The organism is Bradyrhizobium iriomotense (assembly GCF_030160715.1).
GTDB lineage: Bacteria > Pseudomonadota > Alphaproteobacteria > Rhizobiales > Xanthobacteraceae > Bradyrhizobium > Bradyrhizobium iriomotense.
Genome location: NZ_BSOW01000017.1, coordinates 1 through 16603, shown reverse-complemented (window position 1 = coordinate 16603; position 16603 = coordinate 1). Strand labels below are relative to the sequence as shown.

Below are 16603 nucleotides of genomic sequence, written 5' to 3'. Positions count from 1 at the left end.
AGAACAGTAACAATCATTGGGCAATCTCCATGCGCGGCAAGAGTGCCTCCGAGGGCGTGAACCCCACATGAACAGGCGTTGGAGGCCGAAACGGAAGTCGGTCTCGATAATCTCAACCGAGGCATGTTTGCGACCGCTCGAACATTGATCTGACGGGAGCCGGGCAACTTGTGTCCGCGATGACGCCGACAGCAACGTCTATGAACGCAGGAAGATTGCTGGACAAACGGCGCGCCGGTGCGGCGTTGGCAATCGATTCCGTGGTACGACCGAGATGGCCAAGTGAGCCGTAATCGACCATTGAAAAAGTTGCGCCGCCAGGCTTAAAAAAAAGCCGTTCCCGGCGGCGCCGTCGATCGTCTCTACTTATATCCGCCTGCACTGCTCATGACGACGTCGGGGTTGTTGTTGCTGACCTGGTTGTCGAGATACGACAGCACGCTGCCTTGAGTCGACGCACCGGCATTGTTCACGATGACCGACCGGCCAATCTTAACTGTGGCTGGTGAGCCCTGAACAACGCCGACGCTGGCGTTGTTGGAAATCATGCTCTCGTTGACCTGCGTGTTCGAAGTCCCGAGGCCTGCCATGCCGACCTGGTTTCTTTCAATAGTCACGTGGTCGATCGTAGCCCTCACGGATCCTCCGGACGTGTTGACCTGAACGCCGCCGCCGCCGCTAGCGGAACTGCCGTTGTTGGTCACGAGCGAGTTCTTGATCAAGAACGTCGCGACGGTATTTGGGTTGAACTGAACCCCAAGGCCTGGGCTGCCTCTGAAGTTCATGATGATGCAGTTCTCGATAATCAGCGAGCCGCCGCTGAGGAAGAGGACGCCGACAAGACCGGTTCCCAGGCCATCAATGAGAAGTCCTCTGAGGACCACGGCGTCGGTTGAGCTGGCTGTACTGATAACGATGGCGTTGGTGCCTGAGACGAGGACGCCGGCGGTTCCGGTCTCGCAATCGATGGTGATTGCCTTTGTGATCGTGACCGCGCCGAAGCCGCCGGGATCAAGACAGTTGATCTCGCCAGCGGCAGCCGTCTTCGAGATTGCGCCGGCGAAGGTCTTGCAGGGAGCAGTGCGGCTGCACGGGTTGGCGTCGTCGCCAACTCCCGAAACCCAGGTCCTGGTCGCCTGGGCGTGGGCGGGAGCAGATGCGAGAAGGGGGACGAGAATTCCGATGGCCAATGCTAATAAGCCAACACGTCGCATGAGGTACTCCTATTCTTTTCAAAAACTGCTGCTCAGCTGTCGCTGAAAAACGCGCTCAGTATTGAATGGCGTTTTGAATTGCCATTCGAGCGGGATGGTCGGGCCGTTTTCTGGAAAAGATGCCGTTCCCCCCACCGACACTGTATCGTCGAAACTTGGGGCGAACACCACCAACTTTTGGTCGCGTTGCAGGAGCTTGAACCAGCGCCGACCGCGACCGGTCCGGCAGTGGCGTGGGCTGACGTAGCTAAGCGATCGACGCCAAAAAGACCCGCCTCCGAGTTCTGTGGGAAGAACGGAGGGAGACGCATAAAAGGCATCGCCCTACGGACTTGAAAACAATGGTCCGGAGGCGGGGCCGCAAACGGCTAAAGTATCGAGCGAGCGGCAGTCCGAAGGCCGCCGCCCGCCACATCAGACCTAGGAGGAATGATGTGCGCACAACCTAACATGGTGGCTCGGATTCAGCTATCGGGAAAAAGTGGTAGGCGCAGGACGTGAGCGGGGGGTGCGTCGCAGCAACGTGCTTCTGAGCCGATCTCAGCTTCAGCGAGCATTCGTTTTCCGTCTCGCGCTGAACGGATGCCTCGTCGATGGATGCGGCCCGTATCAGTCAGATGTGCCCGGGTTCCTGCGTAGGCTGCTTTGCCGGAAGTGCTCAACGCCGGCACCACCGATTTCAACCCAGACATGTTTCGACTGCTCGAACACCGATCGGACCGGAGCCGGGAAATTCGCATCCGCGATCGCTCCGACGGCAACGCCAATGAACGCAGGAAGATTGCTGGACTTCCAGTAGACCGTTGAGCCGCAGTCCGCGCAAAAATAGCTGTGGACCTTCCCACCGCTTGCGGCGCCGCGCGTGAACTCTTTGGGCGCTCCTGAAACGGTGACTGCCTCGGCGGGATAGAACGCACCGACCCCGAACGGCGCACCGGTTCGGCGCTGGCAATCGATGCAGTGGCAGGCAACGACAAGTGTGGATGGTCCAGGAAGCGACAGCGTCACGGCACCGCAACTACATCGGGCAGGGGTCATCGAAATCTCCTAAGGTGTGCAGTCACAACATCAACGCGGCTAACGCAACGGCACGGCTAGTTGGGTCTCAACCGGCGTACTCAAGCATCGCCCGAAAATCTGAGGTAGCTCAGTTGCACCGTAGCGCGGGGCGATGTCCGGGCGCAGGGTAGGATAGCTGGACCTCTGCAGCACGGCGGTCCAGTCGCCTCGGCCTCAGCTCCCCGGACGTACGGGAGTTGGGGCCGATCTTGAACCGGCACGGTGTGCATGTCGGCCTGAGTACCTCCCTTGAGCAATAGCGCGGCCAAGCCGGCAATCTTAGGATCATGCCGCCAGCCTCTTCGTATCAGCGTGGGTTCTGGCAATCCGGCACGGCCCCAGAGAGACCGCCCCCCAAGCCCCCCTTCTCTGGGGCCGTCCTGTTTTTGCTTGCTGCAGATGCCCCAGCTCATGAGCTTGTAGGCCTTCGCCCGCCTGCCCCCGAGCGTCGGCTAGCGAACAGACAATTCCGAACGCATCAGCCACACTGACCTGATCCGGGATTTTGCATCACCCTTCCCGGGGCTGGAGCAACGTCGCCTGCCCTTATTGCAAGCGGGCGGCGTTGTTGTTTGGAGCAGGATCTCCCGTCGCGTTTTGATCCTTCCCGGCCGTCGCTGCGTGATGCTGGCGCAACCCGATGCCGATACAGCTCTGGTAGGGATGCATCGCGTCATGATGATCATCGCGGATCGCGCCCGCGAGGGTAGGCAATGACGCGCTGGCGGTCCCGCGCCCTCAGGCCCCGTCGAGGTATGGCTGCAGTGCCGGCACTTTCTGCTGAGGCTGGATCGCCGTGGCGCGATTCTGAAAGTAGTCGAGGACGAACAGGCGTATCGCGGACGACAGATTGCCGTGCGGGCGGTTGGTGTCGATCTCGCCGACCAACTCCGACAGCGTCATGTTACGCAGGCCGGAAATCTCCTTCATGCCATTCCAGAAGGCCGCTTCCAGGCTGACGCTGGTCTTGTGGCCGGCAACGACGACGGATCGTTTCACGACGGGGGATTTCATGGATTCCTCACCCTCAATGCCGCCCGCCTGAAATGAATGCGAGCAGTGCTCCAGCCCCGGGAAGGTGATGCAAAATCCCGGATGACGTCAGTGTGTGCGAGTCGTGCGGTGCCGTCTGTTCGGTAGGCAACAAATCGCCGAGAGAAGCCCGCGAGCGTGAACCGGCGTCCGACCGGTCGCCACCCCGTGGTCACCGCCTGGTGACCGAGCGGACAAGCGAAGTCCTGACGGCTTGCCGGTTCACGCCGGCGGACTTTTCTCAATGGAAAACCAAGTAAGCAAGTGACGCAACGAGCACGGCCAGCCATGAGTACCAAGCGATGACAATCCAGATATCCGTTTGGAGCTTCCTCATGGTGGGAAGCTCAACGTCAGTGCCGCCGCGAATGGCGGCACCCTGACCACGGGCTACGTCGTGGGGGATGTGACACTTTAACGACACGGGGCAATCGCGCGACCTGTTCCTATGTTCACAAACGAACATTCGGACGTGGCTATTTGGGCTAACCTCCACCTCCGATAGAGGCCGAGATCCACGGGGCGTCGAGTGTTGCATAATCTGCTGATGCGCTTTCGCATGCGTAATTTTCTGTTGGTTTGTCCGTCTTGCAAAATTGCCGCTTCCGCGAACCGTGGTCGCTACATGCTCGGCGAAGAGCGCCTCACGTGCGATCACTGCGGAGCAACCGACTCGCTTACTTTCTGGCGTTTCGAAGGAATAGCCAGGCGCGCGTGTGCTGCGGAGCCAGTCAGAGCTCGCGCTCCATCGCCGGATGGCTGCGGTTCTTCACATTGATGGAGTCTTTCGGGCCAACTCAACAAGGCCTTCGCGAGCTTCCGGGATATCGTCATCAGCCAATAAAGCGCGATCAACTCCAGATCTCGCATTTCTCGGGCGCGGGCCCCGCTCACTTCCCAGCCGCGATTACCAGCAACAGAGCTTCCATCGCGGCGCGCCATTCCAGCCGGTCGTGCTCGGCTTTCGGCAGTGCAGCAATGTACTCCCGGCATCGCGCAGTGTCACCAGCTTGCCGCCGGCAACCTCGCTTGGTCATTCTGTGTACGTCACAATCCCAGTGCGTCCAAAGCGCGCCCTAGACCCAGTTACCACTTTTTCCCGGCTTGGCATGCTAGCCTAATGGGATCGGATGGCGGGCTTACGGACTGTCATTCGGTATTTCTGAAATTGAAATTACTTAAGCCTTAGTGCCCCGCCTTCGGACGACATCTCAAAGTACGTTGGGCATGGCTACTTTGCCCCCACCGTTCTTCCCATTGACTCGGAGGCGGGTCTCTTCCTTTATCGGAGGCGACTTCGTCTGCGATCGTCGTCCTCGGCCAGCTTGGCCCAATCAGCGGCCAGCTTTAGCCAAGCCTCCCTGTCGATAGGATCGACCGTCTTGCCCGCCTGTTGGCGGCACTCCTCGGCTTCCTTACGGAACCATTCTGCGTCGAGTTCGGTCATGGCCCCAGCTCAAGGGCGAGCCGGCGAGCTGGTCGTCCCAAATGCGTTCGCCGCACTGGCACTGATATAGGCGGACTGTCTTTCCGGTACGGGTATCGAGAAGGGAATGAGCGAGCCCGGCGAAGGCCGCGCAGGTTGGGCACCGGGGGCCATGGTCCTGCGTCTGTTGTTTTTGGAGGTCCGCTTCCTTCTCGTCGGTCACAGCCCAGCTCCTCCAGCTGAGTCACCTAAGTGTCGAGAAGCGCTTTCGTTCCGCGGTTCTCACCCTCAGAAGCCGCAGTGGGCATAAGTCTTTCTGGCAAGCTGCCAGTACGAGCCCACGGCAACGAAGTCGACGTCAAGACACTGGTTTCCGCGACGATATTCGGCAAGGCCGTGGCCGTTGCACTGAAGGTATTCGAGATTTATTCGCCAGCGCTTTTCTTGGGGATTGTTCCCGAAGATTCTGTTAAACTGAACATTCGGCGCGCGTTGCGACGCCGGGGCCACCAGCCCCGATCGGCCATCATCCCCGTCTACTTCGACTTTCTGGGAAAAAGCTGATCGCGAATATAGCGCGAGGTTGGTGTCAGCCGAATGCCGCGCGGCTTTTGCCAAATGGCGCGATCGATTTCTTTCCTGTCACCGATCGCCAGCTTGCCCTTTGCATTCCTCGCAATGAAGATGGCATCGCTCATCTTCCGGCCTGAGCGCTTGTTCTTGGCCTTCACCTCTTTCCAGAGGCTCAGCCGGCCGAGCTTCAGCCTTGGCAGCTCTTCCTTGATCTCTCGCCGCAGGCAGTCCTTGTCCGTTTCCTTCGACCGCTTCCGACCGCCGGGGAACATCCACAAACCATCACGCCGGCGCCTCACCAGAAGTACTTTGCCTCGTTTGGCGGCAACGAGCTTAGATGCCTTCGCCATGCCGCTTGATGAGTCTCCGTTTCAAAGAATCGCCCGCAATCGTATCGATTATTGGCCTTGCTTCAATGACGGAGGGTCGTGGGTGTGGAAAGCTACCGCTGCGCCGGGCTTCGACCCCGCCTCAGAGCTCACGTCCCATCGCGGGATGGCTGGGCGGTGCCGGCGCTTTCTGCTCAAGCTGGGTCGCCGCAGCGAGGTTCTTAAAGTAGCCGAGGACGAACAGGCGTATCGCGGAGGATAGATTACTCTGCTGGCGGTTGTGGTCGATCTCACTGACCAGCTCCGAGACCGTCATGTTGCGCAGGCTGGAAATCCCTCTCAGGCCGGTCCAGAAAGCCTCCTCGAGGCTGACGCTGGTCTTGTGGCCGTCGACGACGATGGATCGTTTCACGACCGGGGATTTCATGGCTATTCCTCACCCTCGTTGGGCTCCTGCAAAGAGAACGGCCCCAGCGCGCGAGGCTGGTCGACACGCCGGAGCCGTCCCCGTATGCACACCGTCGTGCGCAAGCCACTGTACCGGGAAGAAGTGGCAAAGTGAGATGCTCTCTGGGAGTAACCCCTGGGGCACTACCCCTTGACGGCGGACTCTTCGCCGGCGTCTGATCGGCCGCATGGGGCGGGATCAGCACATCATCGATGAGCTCGCGCGCATAGAGCGCACGTGCCTGGAGTTGGCCGACGGCAGCACCATGCCGGAGGAGCGAGCAGGGCTGCGGTCGCTGGAGAACAGCTATCGTGCCGAGATCGAGGACCGCGAGCGCGGCAATCGATTTACAGACACGAAGCTTTTGCGGAAGTTTGGTGTCTCGGCTTAAGTCTTTGATCTTGCTTGGTGAGCGCGCTGGGGCTCGAACCCAGGACCCCGTGATTAAAAGTCACTCCCTGTACTTTTCCGTAAGTCCGCGTAACCTAGGCGAAATTTGCGTCGACAGCGCAAAAAGCCTTGAAATTATGGGACTTTCTAATGCACGACAATGCACGGCAAGGACCGGATGCGGACGGTACTAGCCGAACTCAAGAGTTGCCCCCGGTTGCCCCGAGTCGCAAGCGTAAACGCTGGCCGGATCTCACCGATGCGTCGGTCCGCGCGCTAAAGGCGACGGACGGGCGAGCGGCGCTCGGTGATGGCGCATGCAAAGGGCTTTGGATCCGCTGCACGACTTCCGGCCTGAAAACGTGGTCCTACGCCTACAAACAAGACGGTCAGGCGAGGCGCGTTACCCTTGGCGAATACCCCGCCATGTCGCTGGCCAAGGCGCGCATCGAAGTCGACGAGTTGCGGAGCCTGAAGAGGGGCGGGAAGGACCCCCGAGCAGTACAGGCGGCCGCGCGTCTTGAGCGCAGCCGCGTGGTCCTGACCGTCGAGCAACTGGCCGACAACTACCTCGCGCACCTGAAGGCCAAGGGGAAGATCAGCTGGCGGGCCGACGAACGATACATGAAGCGCCTGAAAGCCCATGTCTCATCTGATCCCGCCACCGGCCGCCGGCTCCAGCTGGGCAAGCGTTCCGCTGCTTCGATCACGAAGCGCGACCTGACGGAGGCCCTGGCGGCCGCTGCCGCCAAGTCGAAGGTCAGCGCCAACCGGATGCAGTCGACCCTTCGCACCATGTGGGGGTGGGCCTCCGATCGCGATGACGTGCCGAGCAACATCATGGCCGGCGTCAAAAAGGTCGGCGGAAAGGAGCGCAGCAAGGACCGGGTGTTGACCCCTGCAGAGTTGCAGTCGCTCCTGGCGGCGCTGGATGACGATGCGTGCAAGGCCTCACCGATCGTGCGGCTCGCGCTGAAGGGGATCCTGCTCACCGCGCAGCGACCTGGCGAGGTCGCGGGGATGATGGTGTCAGAGTTGGTTCTCGAGCACGAAACCCCGCATTGGATCATCCCCCGACACCGGACCAAGAATAAGAAGGCCGAGCACACAGTGCCGCTCTCGCCGGCCGCGGTGCTGGTCATCCAGGCGGCCATGGAAGCCAGTAAGGCAGGTTGGGAGGGCAGGAACGACCGCCCGGTGTTCGCCAGTCGCTTCACGAAGATGACCCACCTGGCGCGCCACTCACTAAGCCATGCGGTGCGCCGGATCCTGAAAGGCAAGAAACTGACGAAGTTCACCCCTCACGACCTGCGGCGCACCGCGGCCACACTGGCACAATCGCGGCGGATCCCGCGCGATTACGTCAAGGCGCTGCTCAACCACAGCGACGGGGACGTAACCGAGACATATGCGCGCTGGCACATGTTCGGCGAGAAGCGCGAGGCCGTCGTTGCGATCGAGGCGGCGGTGTTACCGACGGCGGAGGGGTAGGGGCGATCGGCGCCAAACGGGCCGAGGTCGACCGGGGTGGTGACCATGTGTGCCGGTCCCAGCGGCCCATCTGAAGGGGATGGCGACCACGGCATCCGGTCCGACCATCAAGGACTGGTGCACCGAGCGGGCCGGCTTCCCGAACGAGATGTCGGAGATGGCCCTTGCGCACACCGTATCGGACAAGGTCGAGGCGGCCTACCGCCGCGGCGACATGCGCGAGAAGCGTCGGCGCATGATGGCCGACTGGGCGGCTTATTGCGCGAGCCCGCCAGTCGAGAAGAAGGACAAGATGAGGGCTTAGGCCATTCGACGTATCGACATGCGTCAGCGCGAGTCGCGCATCGGGTAATCGTTAATGCCTTCTAAATGCTGTAAGAAAAAATAGTTATCCCGAGGATTCACAGGTCAGCCATGAATCACTATGTTGTCGGTAACTCCCTAGCCTGACGCCACCGCCTAGGCGGTGGCACCCACCCCAAGGTGGGGACCGATTCTTCGATCTAGAGGCTAGGGACCACCCTTTCACTTTCGCAGCTTGCGCGGCCAGACCGAGAAATTAGCCTCTCGCTTCGTGCCATTTGTGATATTGGCAATGCCGGCGCGCTTCATGATGTACTTCGCCAGATCGACCTTTGCGGGGTTTGCGTCAGCGGCTTTATCGTGTCCGTTCAGCTGGTAAGCGATTGCGCCGATCAGAATGTCCGCGACCTGAAGGGGGATTGTATTCTTCGAATCGCGGAACTGACAGCGCCGAACCGGCCAATCTCTCGTATCGCCACGTTTTCGTGCGCCGTGACAAAGGATCTGTCGTAGTTCCTCAGGCGAGCTCTTGGTGTCTCTATAATCTGGATAGATGTGAAAATAAGCCTTCGAGTAGAGCTGGCCGATTTTGTTCGCGAGTTGATATAGCTCCTTATTGAAGCCGATTTCGCTATCGCCGTTGTTGTACTTCTTGTGGTTTTGCCGAGTCGTATCGACAAAAAGCGAATGGAAGTGCCATTTGTCCTGATTATCAAAAACGACATCCACCATCCGCTTATAGGCTGCCAACTTGGCCTTTGAGACTTTTGCCCATTTTGCCTCGCCTTGAGGCAATTCAGGCAAACGGGCTTTCTTGATAGCTTCGATCAAATCGGGTGTGTCGAGCATGCTGACAACAATGGCACCCAGAGCCAGATAGCGATGTTTGTTCTGGCTGCTTTCGTCAGCGTAAATTTCGATGATGTCATCTGGTTTGGCAGGGACACGCATGGCAGGGGCCAGTCCGCGAAAATGGTCGCGATTTTCGATACAGGTATGTTGTTGAACATTTTCACTCGCTGCACCTCCACTCAGAATCAGAGGTGCTAGATGAGCCGGATGGGACACCGGGCGCCTTCCCGGCACAACGCTCAACATTCGCACTAGGTGAGTTACGGACAGGCGTCAGCCTATTATTCGTGCGAATCTAAACCTGCACATGCTGATTTTCAGCAAATGTTGCCCCGCCACAACATCCGTGCGTTACCGGGGATGAGCCCCGGGAGGACGAGCGCAAAGGCCTCAGTGCAACAAACTCCAAACGATCGCCACGACCAATAGCACCAGCATGCATATGGCCGTGTGGCGGCCGATTGCGTTCAGACGCACGGAAAAACCTTTTGAAGAGATCGAAGAAGGGCAGCACCGAACGGCAACGTTTTTATCTCTTGGTCCGCTTCAGATTGACGTTTGACGATGTCGTAAAGTTGATTGTTCGTCGGCACGAACTGAACCGGCTGACAGAAGAGTGGGGGAAGATTTTTTGACTGCAAATCGGCATTAGCCCAGGACAGGCCGTTGTAGTTGGCGCCCAGATAATCTTCGATCCACGCTCGATCGGTTGGACTCCTTGCATACATTGCAATGAAGAATGCGGCATCCTTCTCCGCTCTCGCCGGAGAAAAGCTGATTACCAACACGCCTGCTAGTGCAGCGACGCTTGGGAGCATTCTGGCAAGTCGATGAATTGGCGGCATCCCGTTCCCCCTATCGATCAATGTTCCGCAACCGGAAGGCGAGCGCAAGGGCTAAGGCGCTGCAATAGCGGTGGACGGACATCCCGAGCCTTGACCTGTCGCGGCTCAGGCGCGCCCTTTCGACGGTTTGCCGGTTACTGCGTCGCCAGCGTCGTTTGCGAGAGTCGCCGCGCACCATGGCTCCGGCGAACGGCAGGCGTAGGAATAGCGACGGACAAACTCGGCGTCACCGTGACGCGGTTCACGGACGACGACGCTCCGGCCCTACATTGTGTGGCGGCTTGCACAGACGCAAGCTAACCACATGAAAGGATCAGAGACATGTTCAAGACGATCTCGTTGGTCGTAGCCGCCGCGCTCGCCGCTTTTTCCATTGCGCCAGCCATGGCTTCCCAGCGCCCTTCGCGCGAAGGAGACATGCAGAGCCAGCGCGTTTTCCCGCAAGGTTTTAAGCAAACGCTATGCGGGGTTAGAGGTCCTTGCATCGAAGCACCAACTCACAGCCATCCAGAAGTCATCTGCGAAGGCCGGCAGCCCTGTAAAACCAAGCCGCCTGTTGAGAAACCGCTCCTCGGGCGTAATGTCGTTCCAAACTGACTTGCGATACCGGGCGTCGGTTATGTCCGCCGTCCGCCCGGGATCTGCATCCAGATCATCACGCGTGACCCGTAGCCGCCCACGATCGACGTCACGCCGGAGGTCATCACGTCATAGCGCCGGCGCGGAAAATGCACTGCCGCACTTGCAATGAAAGCGCCGCTTCAGCGATGTCCTGGGCGGCACCACAGCAGCAGGCCGGCCATCATTCTTTTAATCATGAACCTCGAACAGGCGAGGATTCGCGTTGACGTACTCTGCCCACAGCCGCTCCATCATCGTCTGCACCTCATGGGGGCGATAATCGTCGCCATTCGTCAGCACGTCTCCAAGCTGACTAAGGTTTATGGTTCCGGAGAACGGGGCGCCGGGATGGGGCGTGTACGTCGCCCCGCTCGGCTTGTGGGTAATACCCTTAGGCGAAACTTCAAATTGGTCTCGCTGAACCGGCGTTGACGGCATTTTGTGCTCCTGCCAGCCCCTGTCGCTACGTCGCCTTTGACGTCGAGTAAGCGACGGGAGCTTTCGCTGAACGGGCACTATTGCGCAAGCGGATTTCCGCAGAGCGGGTGATGAAATCATTAGCGGGGGCCGAAAGCGCTCAGGAGCCCAATCGCGATGGGACCGAGAGCCACGAAGGCCCAAAAAGTGGGTGTGCTGGAGTAGAGGCCGGCAATGAGTATCCAGGCGCCGAAGCCGACGATGACGGCCGAGATCGCATAGGCGACTGCTGTTTTCATCGGTCGATCCTCAGCAACACAGGATCGATATGCCTTTAGGACTCGCCGCGAGCCAAAACGTTCCCGCGCGCCGAAGCGCCCCGAAAGGCCGCGGGACACCGCGATCTCCGGCCCCGGCGGCCTACGCTGCACCGTTCCGTACGATCGGTGCAGCGATCTCCGTTCTTCATCGTTTCGCGTTCAGCCCGAGGCAACGTGAGGGGAGTGAACTTGCGGGCCAGGGCAAGGGCGTTTGGTTGTTCGGCCTCGTTCGCCAGCGGTCGATAACGTTCGATTATCGAAGGTCAGGCCGCTCTTGGTGCGAAGCAGACGTTTCGTGCAAGTGCGACGTCGCCAACGGGCCCAATAACTGACCAGCCAATCACGCTCAATTCATTCCGGCAGACCAGCTGCGCGCAGCGCTTCACCGAGTTTCGCCGCCAGTTCGGGCGCGCAGGCGACTCCAGCGAACTGGCGGCTGATGCGGAAAGTAGGTTGCAACTCCAACACGCACACGGCAGCAGCCTTCGCCTCGTCGAACCGCCCGAGCGCTGCGAGGGATGCGGCGAGCTGCACCCACGTGATGCTGTGGGCGGGGTTAGCGAGATTGGATTTGTAGGCTGCAATTGCAGCCTCCGCATAGCGATCGCGACAGAAATGGCCGAGCGCCTGCGCGTCGTAGGCAGCAAACGCCCATGGATCGAACGGGCTCAAGCGAATTCCTCGCTCGCTCCAGTCGATCGCGCGCTCCGCTTCGCCGGCCCAGCCGGCGACGACGCTGCCGAGAATCCATGCGAGCGCGGTCGACGGACTTAGCGCGAGCGCCGCTTCGAACGCGGCGAAGGCCGCCTGGCGGTCATGAGCATCCATTCCAAGTGAAAAGCCGGCAAAGGTAAGCGCCAGCGCGTCGTCTCGCCCGTGCTCGATTGCAAGGCGCGCGTGGCGCACTGACGCCAATCGATCCTCCTCCTTCAGCCCTGCACGCAGAAAGCGATTGTGGTGGCTCATTGCGGCAAAGCCATGGGCGAGCGCGTAAGTGGGCTCAAGTGCCAGGGCGCGTTGGAGCTGCGGCATGGCGATCGCAGCTCGATCGGGCATGCCAGAGTCTACATCCGGCTGGGCACGCAGCACGAGTTCGTAGGCGTCGAGACTATCGGGGCGCTTGCGGCGGATACGCTCGACCTCCGCGCGACGCAGGCTCGGCTCGATGGCGCCCACCACGGCCAGCGCGATCTCGTCCTGCAAGGCGAACAAATCGCCCACGGTGCGGTCAAAGCGCTCGGCCCAGATATGTGCGCCGCTTGCGGTATCCGCGAGCAGTGCATTGATACGGACGCGGTCGTCGGCGCGCCGCACGCTACCCTGCAAGACATAACGCAGGCCGAGATCGCGGCCGACCTGCTTCACGTCAGCGACGCGGCCGCGCCAGACGAAGCTGGAATAGCGTGCGATCACGAACAGCCACCTGATGCGCGACAGCCCCGTGATGATGTCTTCGACCACGCCATCGGCGAACCAGGCGGATTCAGCGGAATGCTCGAATGGCAGCACGGCGATTGAAGGCTTTTCCGGAAGCTGGAAGGCGGGCTCGTGCCCGGCGTCGTCTCCGCTCCCGGCGATGCGCGTCATCGGCGGGCCGATGTACCGGTAGCCTCGACGGGGCAGCGTTTCGATCCAGGGCCCACCGCCGTCTTGCTCGAGCGCACGGCGAAGGGCGGCGATCTGCACGGTGAGATTGCTTTCCTCGACGTTAAGCCCCGGCCACGCCGCCTCGATCAGCGCGTCTTTTCCGACGGGAGACGGGGCTCGCTCCAAGAGGAGGCGCAGCAGCGCGGCACCTCGCCGGCCCAGCAAGGTGGGGGCATTGCCGCAAAGCAGCGCGCCCGTCTCGGCATCGAGTGCAAAGGAGCCGAACTTGTAGGTGGCTGGTTGGAACTGGTGAGCCATTTCGGTAGCATTTTGCAACAATTTCGGAGTCGTTTCACGACCTTTGGATGACCCAACGGCAGAATGTGGCTCCCGATCACACCGGCCAGGGAGTTGAACATGAATGGAAGGGCAATCATTCGCAGACCAGGCGAAGGCAGATCCGTTAAGCTTGCCGGCCATCCCATGGCATTTCTGGTCACCGCCAACGACACGCGGCACACCTCGATGTTCGAATGGACGATTCCAGCGGGCCTCTCCACCGGGCTACATGTCCATCGCGTGCAGGAGGAGACGTTCTACGTGCTGGAGGGCGAATGCGACTGGCAAGTGGGCAACGACCACGTGCATGCCACGCCTGGCACTTACTTGTTCCTGCCGCCAGGCGTGCCGCACAACATCGGCAATGCTTCGGACAAGATCGCACGCGTGCTCATGACGGTATCGCCGCCTGGGCACGAGCGTTATTTTGAGGAGTTAGCGGAGACAATAGCGCGCGGCGGTGCGGCTAACCCTGCAACGATTGCAGAGCTGCGAGCGCGCTATGACACGAAGCAGCTATCGGCACTCAAAAGTTAGGCACGTTTTCACGCCAGAATGTAGAAATCGTCTGACTACGCGATCGTAGTCAGACGTCTCCCTCGGGACATTGTCGATGGTCCGACACGGGCCAGGTCCGGACGTTGGCACGACGTCTTCGCGTCATCGGCATCGCGCTACTCATTCAGCACGGCGAAGCGATTTAGACCCTGCGCAGGCATCCGATGCGGCCAGTCATTGCACCCGTTCGTGGCCGTGAGCGCGCTAGGATTGCATGTGTTCAGGCAGTGAAGATAAAGCGTGTGCCCGTGTAGGAGCGCAGGAGCTTGTTCGGCATCTCGGCCTTTGCCATTTCGTAGAACGGCTCACCAGTGCAGTGGAGTGGGATGACGTAGTCGATGTCGATACCCTTCAGCGCAGTGATCGTGTCGCGCACATAGCCCTCCTTGTAGGGCGCGAGGTGGAACCCGCCGATCACCGCGTGAACCTTGCTGATACCGGAAGCCACTTGGGCTTGTTTGATTGCGTTGATCACCCCGCGATGGCTGCAAGACGTCAACACGATCAACCCGCGCCCTTTTAGATTGAATGCGGTGGCGATCTCGTGTCGGAACTGATCAGGGACGACAGCCTGGGTCCGTTCATCCTCCGGAAGCTTGTCGGCGTAGCATCCAATGCCATGGTCCACGCCGATCTTCATGGCGCTGGGGGACAGCAGCTTCTCAAAGCTCGTTTGGCCGATGTGCCCCGTGGTGAAGCCGTGATCGGCGACCACTGCCGGCCCTTCTGCATAGGTCACCGCAACATCGGCACCTTCCAGTGCCTTGCGATCCAAGGCTCCGAAGTCGCCGCGCACCGGAGGAGCCGTCCATTCGCGAGAGCAGAATGCGTCCTCGCCGCCGATGTAAATCGGTAGCTTGGCTTTGAGCTTGCCGTTGTTTTGTTTGAGAAAGCCGGCGAGACCGCCAAAATGATCGTAGTGACCGTGGCTCAAGACAAGGGCATCAAGCGCAGCCGGATCGATGCCTACGAGATTGGCGTTGTTGACGAGCGCGTCCGGTGTGAAGCCGAAATCGACCAGAACATGTCGTGTTTCGGCGCCGCGCTGCGACTCGACGTGCATCGACAGTCCGAACTCGCTGATCAAGGTTTTACTTGGCGGCTTGTCACCACCGATGCCCCAGCCAAAGTGTTCAATCTCAACATCGGAAACCTTCCGGCTCGGCGCGACGGCGAATTGGTAGCTGTCGACGACCACGCGCACGGCCACACGATCGATCTCCGGAACCTTACCAGTGACGGTTTCTGCGCGTACCGGCTTCCCGCCGCCGATCAGCGCGGCCACGACGGCGCTGAACAAGGCAGCACCGCCGCCGCACACCACATCGCGTCGATGAATTGGGTTGCATTGGCAAATTAACATGATCAAAGCCTCCCTTTACGTGGCCTTTGCAGCCGCAAGGCATCACGCGGGGACGCACCAAAGGGCGGAGGCGTTGGGTGCCGCACACACCAGCGTCTGGCAGCCCGCACACCGAGGATTGGACGCATCCTATCCCGCGCGAGATAGCGCGGCTAGTCATATTGGTCCGGTTCGGGTCATTCGCGACTAGTCGGGCCAGTCCTACCTACCCCTCGATTTCCGCTTCGTTAGCGACCGAGATCGCGCAGCGGCGCAATATGTCGCGAAGGGCCATCAGCCGACGTTCACATGGATGCTATTCCGTTCGCCAGTGCTCGTTGATCTGACGCCATGTACCGTCTGCGCGTATCGAAGCAATTGCAGCGTTCAGACGCGCGAGCAGTCCAGCTCGCTTACCTTTTGGCACGGCAACTGCGAACGGTAGTTCTAGAAACATGTGAGGTGAACTGCGAACTTGGCCCGGATACAGCCCATCGGCAATGCGCGAGCCTACATGATAGCTCAGCGCAGCAGCAGCAGCCTCGCCACGAACGAGACGGCCCAGGCTTTCTTCGTAATCTGTGGTGACTACCAACTTTATTGCTGGCGCTGTCTTCTGAATGAAGGGCGCGACTGGGCCGGTCCGCGGCGTTACCACGACCTTGTCAGCCAGCGCGGCGAGGCTTTCGGGAGGGACATCAGAGGCACGCACAAACAGAGAGGCCCCCGAGACAACCAATACGTCGCTGAAATCAAACAATTGCAGACGTTCTGGCGTGATCGAGAGAGGGAAGTATGCGTCAGCGCGCCCGTCCGCCAAGGTGAGCTGTCTCTGCTCGAAGGATACAGGCACGAATGTCACATCGACGCCCGCCCGCGCTGCAACAGCGCGAAAAATATCCACCGCCAGTCCTTCCGATTTGCCGTCCTTGATCTCGGCAAACGGTGGAAAGCCACTATCGTGAGCAACTCGGACAGGTTCATCGATCATTCTGGCATCCTAACACGGGCGATGTCGGAAAAGGGTCAAGATGCGAAAAGCTCACGTCGAGCACAAGTGGTCCGGTCTTGCTTAGACATCCGACCTCCCGCCGGACATCCTGAATCGGCAGCAACGGGCCATCAGCGGACATCGCGGCTGTTTCATAACGTTGCAGGATCGGATCCTCGCGACACCGCGAATACTTCGCCGACGAAATTGAGTGACGTTTGAATCGCTGAATGGCGGGAAATTTCGCGATCCACGCCTGTGAAGAGTATCGCCCATGCCGCACGAAGATTGCTAGACCCGTAGGCCGCGCTAGGGTTTTAGCGACGCTAGATAGGCGCTGATCGAAATCAGATCATCCTCAGTCAAGTCAGTGACGACATTGGACATAAGCGGGCTCCATGCTCCGGTTCGCACTCCGTGCTGAAACTCGTACAGCTGGCGGGTGATATAACTCGGCGAACGGCCC

Annotated in this window: 19 protein-coding genes; 6 read left to right on the top strand and 13 right to left on the bottom strand. The window is 60.0% G+C overall.

Annotated features, from left to right (window positions below):
* Positions 1 to 362: 362 nt before the first annotated feature.
* The 4 genes from QQL28_RS23725 to QQL28_RS23710 form a co-directional block, all read right to left on the bottom strand.
* Positions 363 to 1214, bottom strand: a complete 852-nt coding sequence (locus QQL28_RS23725) for a right-handed parallel beta-helix repeat-containing protein (protein ID WP_284269172.1) — start codon at positions 1212 to 1214, stop codon at positions 363 to 365.
* A 609-nt stretch (positions 1215 to 1823) separates the two neighbouring features.
* Complete coding sequence (locus tag QQL28_RS23720; RefSeq protein ID WP_284269171.1) at positions 1824 to 2252, bottom strand: GFA family protein; 429 nt, start codon at positions 2250 to 2252, stop codon at positions 1824 to 1826.
* A 759-nt stretch (positions 2253 to 3011) separates the two neighbouring features.
* A complete protein-coding gene (locus QQL28_RS23715; protein WP_284269170.1) occupies positions 3012 to 3287 on the bottom strand; it encodes a ribbon-helix-helix domain-containing protein in 276 nt (91 codons plus the stop codon).
* Between the two features lie 1300 nt (positions 3288 to 4587).
* On the bottom strand, positions 4588 to 4752 hold the full coding sequence (locus QQL28_RS23710) for a hypothetical protein (protein ID WP_284269168.1): 165 nt from the start codon (positions 4750 to 4752) through the stop codon (positions 4588 to 4590).
* A 279-nt stretch (positions 4753 to 5031) separates the two neighbouring features.
* On the opposite strand from QQL28_RS23710, the gene QQL28_RS23705 reads away from it, so the two are divergent.
* On the top strand, positions 5032 to 5295 hold the full coding sequence (locus QQL28_RS23705) for a hypothetical protein (RefSeq protein WP_284269166.1): 264 nt from the start codon (positions 5032 to 5034) through the stop codon (positions 5293 to 5295).
* On the opposite strand, the gene QQL28_RS23700 is transcribed toward QQL28_RS23705, so the two are convergent.
* The gene (locus tag QQL28_RS23700) at positions 5268 to 5654 is read right to left on the bottom strand and encodes an NUDIX hydrolase (protein ID WP_284269164.1); all 387 of its coding nucleotides are present in this window, start codon (positions 5652 to 5654) and stop codon (positions 5268 to 5270) included. The two genes, QQL28_RS23705 and QQL28_RS23700, sit on opposite strands and share 28 nt — an antisense overlap.
* A 121-nt stretch (positions 5655 to 5775) precedes the next feature.
* Positions 5776 to 6060, bottom strand: a complete 285-nt coding sequence (locus QQL28_RS23695) for a ribbon-helix-helix domain-containing protein (RefSeq protein ID WP_284269162.1) — start codon at positions 6058 to 6060, stop codon at positions 5776 to 5778.
* Between the two features lie 208 nt (positions 6061 to 6268).
* Here QQL28_RS23695 and QQL28_RS23690 point away from each other — a divergent pair, with 208 nt between their 5' ends.
* From QQL28_RS23690 to QQL28_RS23680, 3 genes are all read left to right on the top strand, one after another.
* A complete protein-coding gene (locus tag QQL28_RS23690) occupies positions 6269 to 6472 on the top strand; it encodes a hypothetical protein (RefSeq protein ID WP_284269160.1) in 204 nt (67 codons plus the stop codon).
* 149 nt (positions 6473 to 6621) lie between these two features.
* Complete coding sequence (locus tag QQL28_RS23685; protein ID WP_284269158.1) at positions 6622 to 7962, top strand: tyrosine-type recombinase/integrase; 1341 nt, start codon at positions 6622 to 6624, stop codon at positions 7960 to 7962.
* A 49-nt stretch (positions 7963 to 8011) separates the two neighbouring features.
* Positions 8012 to 8266: a hypothetical protein gene (locus QQL28_RS23680; RefSeq protein WP_284269156.1), complete on the top strand. Its 255-nt coding sequence runs from the start codon at positions 8012 to 8014 to the stop codon at positions 8264 to 8266.
* Positions 8267 to 8487: 221 nt separating this feature from the next.
* Here the strand turns inward: QQL28_RS23680 and QQL28_RS23675 are convergent, their stop codons facing one another.
* Together QQL28_RS23675 and QQL28_RS23670 are read right to left on the bottom strand one after the other, a co-directional pair.
* A complete protein-coding gene (locus QQL28_RS23675; protein WP_284269154.1) occupies positions 8488 to 9333 on the bottom strand; it encodes a DUF3800 domain-containing protein in 846 nt (281 codons plus the stop codon).
* A 251-nt stretch (positions 9334 to 9584) separates the two neighbouring features.
* Positions 9585 to 9962 carry a hypothetical protein gene (locus tag QQL28_RS23670; RefSeq protein WP_284269152.1) on the bottom strand — a complete coding sequence of 126 codons (378 nt, stop codon included), beginning with the start codon at positions 9960 to 9962 and terminating at the stop codon, positions 9585 to 9587.
* 321 nt (positions 9963 to 10283) lie between these two features.
* Here QQL28_RS23670 and QQL28_RS23665 point away from each other — a divergent pair, with 321 nt between their 5' ends.
* Complete coding sequence (locus QQL28_RS23665; protein WP_284269150.1) at positions 10284 to 10559, top strand: hypothetical protein; 276 nt, start codon at positions 10284 to 10286, stop codon at positions 10557 to 10559.
* Between the two features lie 213 nt (positions 10560 to 10772).
* On the opposite strand, the gene QQL28_RS23660 is transcribed toward QQL28_RS23665, so the two are convergent.
* From QQL28_RS23660 to QQL28_RS23650, 3 genes are all read right to left on the bottom strand, one after another.
* The gene (locus QQL28_RS23660) at positions 10773 to 11021 is read right to left on the bottom strand and encodes a hypothetical protein (protein WP_284269148.1); all 249 of its coding nucleotides are present in this window, start codon (positions 11019 to 11021) and stop codon (positions 10773 to 10775) included.
* Positions 11022 to 11140: 119 nt separating this feature from the next.
* Positions 11141 to 11299, bottom strand: coding sequence for a hypothetical protein (locus tag QQL28_RS23655; RefSeq protein WP_284269146.1), 159 nt, complete (start codon positions 11297 to 11299; stop codon positions 11141 to 11143).
* 372 nt (positions 11300 to 11671) lie between these two features.
* A complete protein-coding gene (locus QQL28_RS23650; RefSeq protein WP_284269419.1) occupies positions 11672 to 13225 on the bottom strand; it encodes a winged helix-turn-helix domain-containing protein in 1554 nt (517 codons plus the stop codon).
* Positions 13226 to 13324: 99 nt separating this feature from the next.
* On the opposite strand from QQL28_RS23650, the gene QQL28_RS23645 reads away from it, so the two are divergent.
* The gene (locus QQL28_RS23645) at positions 13325 to 13783 is read left to right on the top strand and encodes a cupin domain-containing protein (protein WP_284269144.1); all 459 of its coding nucleotides are present in this window, start codon (positions 13325 to 13327) and stop codon (positions 13781 to 13783) included.
* Between the two features lie 241 nt (positions 13784 to 14024).
* On the opposite strand, the gene QQL28_RS23640 is transcribed toward QQL28_RS23645, so the two are convergent.
* Together QQL28_RS23640 and QQL28_RS23635 are read right to left on the bottom strand one after the other, a co-directional pair.
* Positions 14025 to 15167 (bottom strand): MBL fold metallo-hydrolase, encoded by a 1143-nt coding sequence (locus QQL28_RS23640; protein ID WP_284269142.1) that lies wholly within the window; start codon positions 15165 to 15167, stop codon positions 14025 to 14027.
* Positions 15168 to 15462: 295 nt separating this feature from the next.
* Entirely contained in the window at positions 15463 to 16137 is a 675-nt protein-coding gene (locus QQL28_RS23635) for a substrate-binding periplasmic protein (protein WP_284269140.1), read from the bottom strand.
* Between the last annotated feature and the right edge of the window lie 466 nt (positions 16138 to 16603).

Coding starts and splice junctions, on each gene's coding strand:
- QQL28_RS23635 (WP_284269140.1), bottom strand. CDS start 16,137: ATGATCGATGAACCTGTCCGAGTTGCTCACGATAGTGGCTTTCCACCG.
- QQL28_RS23685 (WP_284269158.1), top strand. CDS start 6,622: ATGCACGACAATGCACGGCAAGGACCGGATGCGGACGGTACTAGCCGA.
- QQL28_RS23715 (WP_284269170.1), bottom strand. CDS start 3,287: ATGAAATCCCCCGTCGTGAAACGATCCGTCGTCGTTGCCGGCCACAAG.
- QQL28_RS23645 (WP_284269144.1), top strand. CDS start 13,325: ATGAATGGAAGGGCAATCATTCGCAGACCAGGCGAAGGCAGATCCGTT.
- QQL28_RS23640 (WP_284269142.1), bottom strand. CDS start 15,167: ATGTTAATTTGCCAATGCAACCCAATTCATCGACGCGATGTGGTGTGC.
- QQL28_RS23720 (WP_284269171.1), bottom strand. CDS start 2,252: ATGACCCCTGCCCGATGTAGTTGCGGTGCCGTGACGCTGTCGCTTCCT.
- QQL28_RS23660 (WP_284269148.1), bottom strand. CDS start 11,021: ATGCCGTCAACGCCGGTTCAGCGAGACCAATTTGAAGTTTCGCCTAAG.
- QQL28_RS23725 (WP_284269172.1), bottom strand. CDS start 1,214: ATGCGACGTGTTGGCTTATTAGCATTGGCCATCGGAATTCTCGTCCCC.
- QQL28_RS23690 (WP_284269160.1), top strand. CDS start 6,269: ATGGGGCGGGATCAGCACATCATCGATGAGCTCGCGCGCATAGAGCGC.
- QQL28_RS23665 (WP_284269150.1), top strand. CDS start 10,284: ATGTTCAAGACGATCTCGTTGGTCGTAGCCGCCGCGCTCGCCGCTTTT.
- QQL28_RS23655 (WP_284269146.1), bottom strand. CDS start 11,299: ATGAAAACAGCAGTCGCCTATGCGATCTCGGCCGTCATCGTCGGCTTC.
- QQL28_RS23670 (WP_284269152.1), bottom strand. CDS start 9,962: ATGCCGCCAATTCATCGACTTGCCAGAATGCTCCCAAGCGTCGCTGCA.
- QQL28_RS23700 (WP_284269164.1), bottom strand. CDS start 5,654: ATGGCGAAGGCATCTAAGCTCGTTGCCGCCAAACGAGGCAAAGTACTT.
- QQL28_RS23650 (WP_284269419.1), bottom strand. CDS start 13,225: ATGGCTCACCAGTTCCAACCAGCCACCTACAAGTTCGGCTCCTTTGCA.
- QQL28_RS23695 (WP_284269162.1), bottom strand. CDS start 6,060: ATGAAATCCCCGGTCGTGAAACGATCCATCGTCGTCGACGGCCACAAG.
- QQL28_RS23710 (WP_284269168.1), bottom strand. CDS start 4,752: ATGACCGAACTCGACGCAGAATGGTTCCGTAAGGAAGCCGAGGAGTGC.